This is a genomic window from Nocardioides sp. NPDC057772 (assembly GCF_042798075.1).
Taxonomy (GTDB): domain Bacteria; phylum Actinomycetota; class Actinomycetes; order Propionibacteriales; family Nocardioidaceae; genus Nocardioides.
This window is the reverse complement of record NZ_JBHVKN010000315.1, coordinates 1-3772: the sequence shown is the minus strand read 5'-3', so window position 1 is coordinate 3772 and position 3772 is coordinate 1. Positions and strand designations below refer to the sequence as shown.

The 3772-nt window shown below is 70.3% G+C and carries 4 protein-coding genes; 3 read left to right on the top strand and 1 reads right to left on the bottom strand.

The genetic code is table 11. The annotated features are described in order from the left end of the window. Window positions 1-42 precede the first annotated feature (42 nt). A complete protein-coding gene (locus ACFVJS_RS26940; protein WP_378886628.1) occupies window positions 43-576 on the bottom strand; it encodes a TetR/AcrR family transcriptional regulator in 534 nt (177 codons plus the stop codon). A gap of 122 nt (window positions 577-698) precedes the next feature. Between ACFVJS_RS26940 and ACFVJS_RS26935 the strand changes: the two genes are divergently transcribed. The 3 genes from ACFVJS_RS26935 to erm all read left to right on the top strand — a co-directional run bounded on the left by ACFVJS_RS26935 (window position 699) and on the right by erm (window position 3720). Continuing rightward, window positions 699-1226: a DinB family protein gene (locus tag ACFVJS_RS26935; protein ID WP_378886627.1), complete on the top strand. Its 528-nt coding sequence runs from the start codon at window positions 699-701 to the stop codon at window positions 1224-1226. Window positions 1227-1261: 35 nt separating this feature from the next. After that, a complete protein-coding gene (locus ACFVJS_RS26930) occupies window positions 1262-2662 on the top strand; it encodes an NAD(P)H-quinone dehydrogenase (RefSeq protein ID WP_378886626.1) in 1401 nt (466 codons plus the stop codon). 299 nt (window positions 2663-2961) lie between these two features. Beyond that, complete coding sequence (erm, locus tag ACFVJS_RS26925; RefSeq protein ID WP_378886625.1) at window positions 2962-3720, top strand: 23S ribosomal RNA methyltransferase Erm; 759 nt, start codon at window positions 2962-2964, stop codon at window positions 3718-3720. The last annotated feature ends 52 nt before the right edge of the window (window positions 3721-3772 follow it).

Genomic DNA, 3772 nt, shown 5'->3' with positions numbered 1-3772 from the left:
GCACGACCGCGGATCCGGGCCTCGTCGCGTGTGTGGCCTTCGCTAGACGCCGGAAGTGACCGGGCCGATCTCGATCCCGAGCAGCCGCCACGCCCGGCGGGCCGCGGCCTCCCGCGCCTCGAGAGTCTGGCCGTACACCGCGCCGGAGACCATCGCGACCGCGAGGACGATGTCGTCGGTGCCGTGGGTCTCCTTCGGAAGCCCGTCGAGGGCGGTGCGAACGCGATCGGCCAGGTGCCGCGAGTGGGCCTCACCGCCGAGCCGGATGATGCCCACGAAGGCGGTCGAACGGATCATCTGCCAGGTCACGACGCCGAGCACGTCGGCCAGCGTCGCCTCGGGCCTGGCGGCGACCTGCTCGATGTCGCGTACGTTCTCCTCCAGCACCGCCGTGGCCAGGGTGAGCCGGTCGGGGAAGTGACGGTAGAGGGTGCCCTGGCCGACGCCGGCGCGCTTGGCGACCGCGGACATCGGGGCGTCGAGGCCCTGCTCGGCGAGCACCTCGCGGCCGGCGGCGACGAGGAGGTCGCGGTTGCGGACCGCGTCGCTCCGGGTCGGGTTCGCAGGGCTCGTCACCCCAGCAGGGTAGTAGCCGGACGAACTTTTTTCGCCCGGTGGCGCAAAGCGGACAGAAACTGACCTGAAGGCTTCCTAGCGTTGTCGGTGTCAGAGGGAAACACCACCAAGGAGTCCATGTCATGACCGCAACCGCCGTGAGCGCCACCGCCACCTCCTCCCGCGAGCGCGCCGACCTGCTCGAGACGCTGGCCAAGCACCGCGGCTTCCTGCGCTTCGCCGTCCGCAACCTGACCGACGAGCAGGCCCGGCTCACCCCGACCGCCTCCTCGCTCAGTCTCGGCGGGCTGATCAAGCACGTCGCTGCCGGAGAGCGGGGCTGGGCCGACTTCATCGTCCGTGGCGCGGTGGCCCAGGAGTTCACGCCGGAGAGGTACGCCGAGTTCGCCGCCCACTTCGTGCTCGCCGAGGACGAGACGCTGGCAGGTGTGCTCGAGGTGTACGAGGAGGTGGCCGCCGCCACCGACGAGCTGATCCGGACGGTCGACCTCGACGCGGACCACGCCCTTCCCGAGGCTCCGTGGTTCGAGGCGGGCGCCACCTGGTCCAACCGCCGCGTCATCGCCCACATCCTGGCCGAGACCGCCCAGCACGCCGGTCACGCCGACATCATCCGGGAGACCATCGACGGTCAGAGGACGATGGGCTGACTCTGCCGTTCCGGGGGCGTGGAAGAATGCGGCCCATGGCGCGGGTGACGATCATTGGTGGGGGTCCAGGCGGATACGAGGCGGCGCTGGTCGCGCAGCAGCTCGGGGCGGAGGTGACGGTCGTCGACCGTGACGGCCTCGGCGGCAGCGCCGTGCTCACCGACTGCGTGCCGAGCAAGACCCTGATCGCCACCGCCGAGCTGATGTCGGACATGTCGCTCGCCCGCGACCTGGGCATCCACTTCCGCGACCACCAGGGCGACCCGGCCACCGAGCTCTACGCCGACCTCGGCGTCGTCAACAAGCGGGTCAAGTCGCTCGCGCTCGCCCAGTCCAGCGACATCGAGAGCCGGCTGGCTCGCCGGGGGATCCGGATCGTCAAGGGCACCGGGCGCATCGACGCCGACAAGCGTCAGGTGATCGCGACCCGGGCCGACGACGGCGGCGAGGAGGCCATCGAGAACGATGCCGTCCTGATCGCCACCGGCGCCCGGCCGCGGTTGCTGCCCACCGCGCAGCCCGACGGCGAGCGGATCCTGACCTGGGAGCAGGTCTACGACCTCGACGAGCTGCCCTCCCACATGATCGTGGTCGGCTCGGGCGTCACGGGTGCTGAGTTCGCCAGCGCCTACCTCAACCTCGGCTCCCAGGTCACCCTGGTCTCCTCGCGCGATCGTGTTCTCCCCGGTGAGGACGCGGACGCGGCGACGGTCCTCCAGGACGTACTCGAGCGTCAGGGCATGAACATCCTCAGCAAGTCGCGGATGGAGTCGGTGACCCGCGACGGCGACGTCGTCACCGTCCGGCTGACCGACGGCCGCGAGGTCACCGGCAGCCACTGCATCCTCGCGCTCGGCTCGATCCCCAACACCGAAGGCCTCGGCCTCGAGGAGGCCGGCATCGAGCTCGACGAGGGCGGGTTCATCCGCACCGACAAGGTGTCGCGCACCTCCGCCTACGGCGTGTACGCAGCCGGCGACTGCACCGGCGGCTTCATGCTCGCCTCGACGGCCGCCATGGCCGGCCGGATCGCGATGCGCCACTTCCTCGGCGACGCGGTCATCCCGATGGACCTCAAGGAGGTCGCTGCCAACGTCTTCACCTCGCCCGAGATCGCCACGGTGGGTTACTCCCAGGCCCAGGTCGACTCCGGTGAGGTCGTCGCCGACACTCTGCGCCTCGATCTCAAGGGCAATGCTCGGGCCAAGATGCAGGGCATCACCGACGGCTTCGTGAAGCTGATCTCCCGCCCCGGCACCGGTGTCGTCATCGGCGGTGTCGTGGTCGGTCCGCGCGCCTCCGAGCTCATCCACCCGATCACCCTCGCCGTCTCGACCGGACTGACCGTCGACCAGATCGCCAACACGTTCACCGTCTACCCATCGATCTCCGGCTCCACCGCCGAGGCCGCCCGCCGCCTCCACCACGTCGAGTAGTCGCTCCCGCAGGCCGAGACGTCACGTACGTCGGTCCAGTCGGCACGTCGATGCCGTCTCGACCGACGCCAGTGACTTCTCGGCGGTCTGTAAACGGTGTGCGAGCGGGGCCATGGCTTCGCTAGCGTGACCGCCATGGGTAACTGCTGCATGACGATGTTCGTCCGGATCCGCCGCCGCTGACGGCGCGGATCCCACCGAAGCACTCGTCGCATTCGCGCCGCCACCTGGCACCCTGCCGGGCGGCTCTCGAGTGCTACCCGCATGCCGCCCGGCTCCTTCTTTCTCGAGGAGCATCCATGCCCGACGTACGCCCTGGCCGGCACGAGCTCGGCCAGAACTTTCTCACCGACAAGGCGGTTCTCGACCGCATCGTCCATCTCGTCTCGCAGCGGCCGGGTCCGCTGGTCGAGTGGGGCACCGGCAACGGTGCCGTCACCCTCGCGCTGGCCGAGCTGGGCCGGCCGCTGCAGGGGGTCGAGATCGACTCGCGGCGCGCAGCCGACCTGCGCCGACGGATCGGTACGCACGTGTGTATCGCCGAAGGCGACATCCTGCGACACGCGCCACCTCAGGACGCGGTCGTCGTGTCCAACGTCCCGTTCCACCTGACCACACCGATCCTGCGGCACCTACTCGCCTCGACGACATGGCGTCACGCCGTGCTCCTCACCCAGTGGGAGGTCGCCCGCAAGCGCGCGGGCGTCGGCGGTACGACCCAGCTCACCGCGCAGTGGTGGCCGTGGTTCACCTTCACCCTCGACCGGCGGGTCCCGTCGACGGCGTTCCGTCCGCGGCCCAACGTCGACGGCGGGCTGCTTCTCGTCGATCGGCGCCGGGAGCCGCTGCTTCCCGAGTCCGAGCGCCGTGAATTCCAGTCGTGGGTCGCGAGGGTCTTCAGCAGCCGAGGCCGCGGTGCCGCCGAGATCCTGCGCCGCAACGGCGTCCCCGGTGCGCTCGCCGATCGGATCGCCCGGCGGCGCCGTCGCTCCCATGCGCCGGTCCTGCCGCGTGACCTCCGTGCGGAGGACTGGGTCGAGGCGTACGCAGCGCTCTGATCCTCCCGTCGAGGCGGTGTCCTGAGCCTGTCGAAAGGTATGCCGGAAAAGG

Coding starts and splice junctions, on each gene's coding strand:
- ACFVJS_RS26930 (WP_378886626.1), top strand. CDS start 1,262: ATGGCGCGGGTGACGATCATTGGTGGGGGTCCAGGCGGATACGAGGCG.
- ACFVJS_RS26935 (WP_378886627.1), top strand. CDS start 699: ATGACCGCAACCGCCGTGAGCGCCACCGCCACCTCCTCCCGCGAGCGC.
- erm (WP_378886625.1), top strand. CDS start 2,962: ATGCCCGACGTACGCCCTGGCCGGCACGAGCTCGGCCAGAACTTTCTC.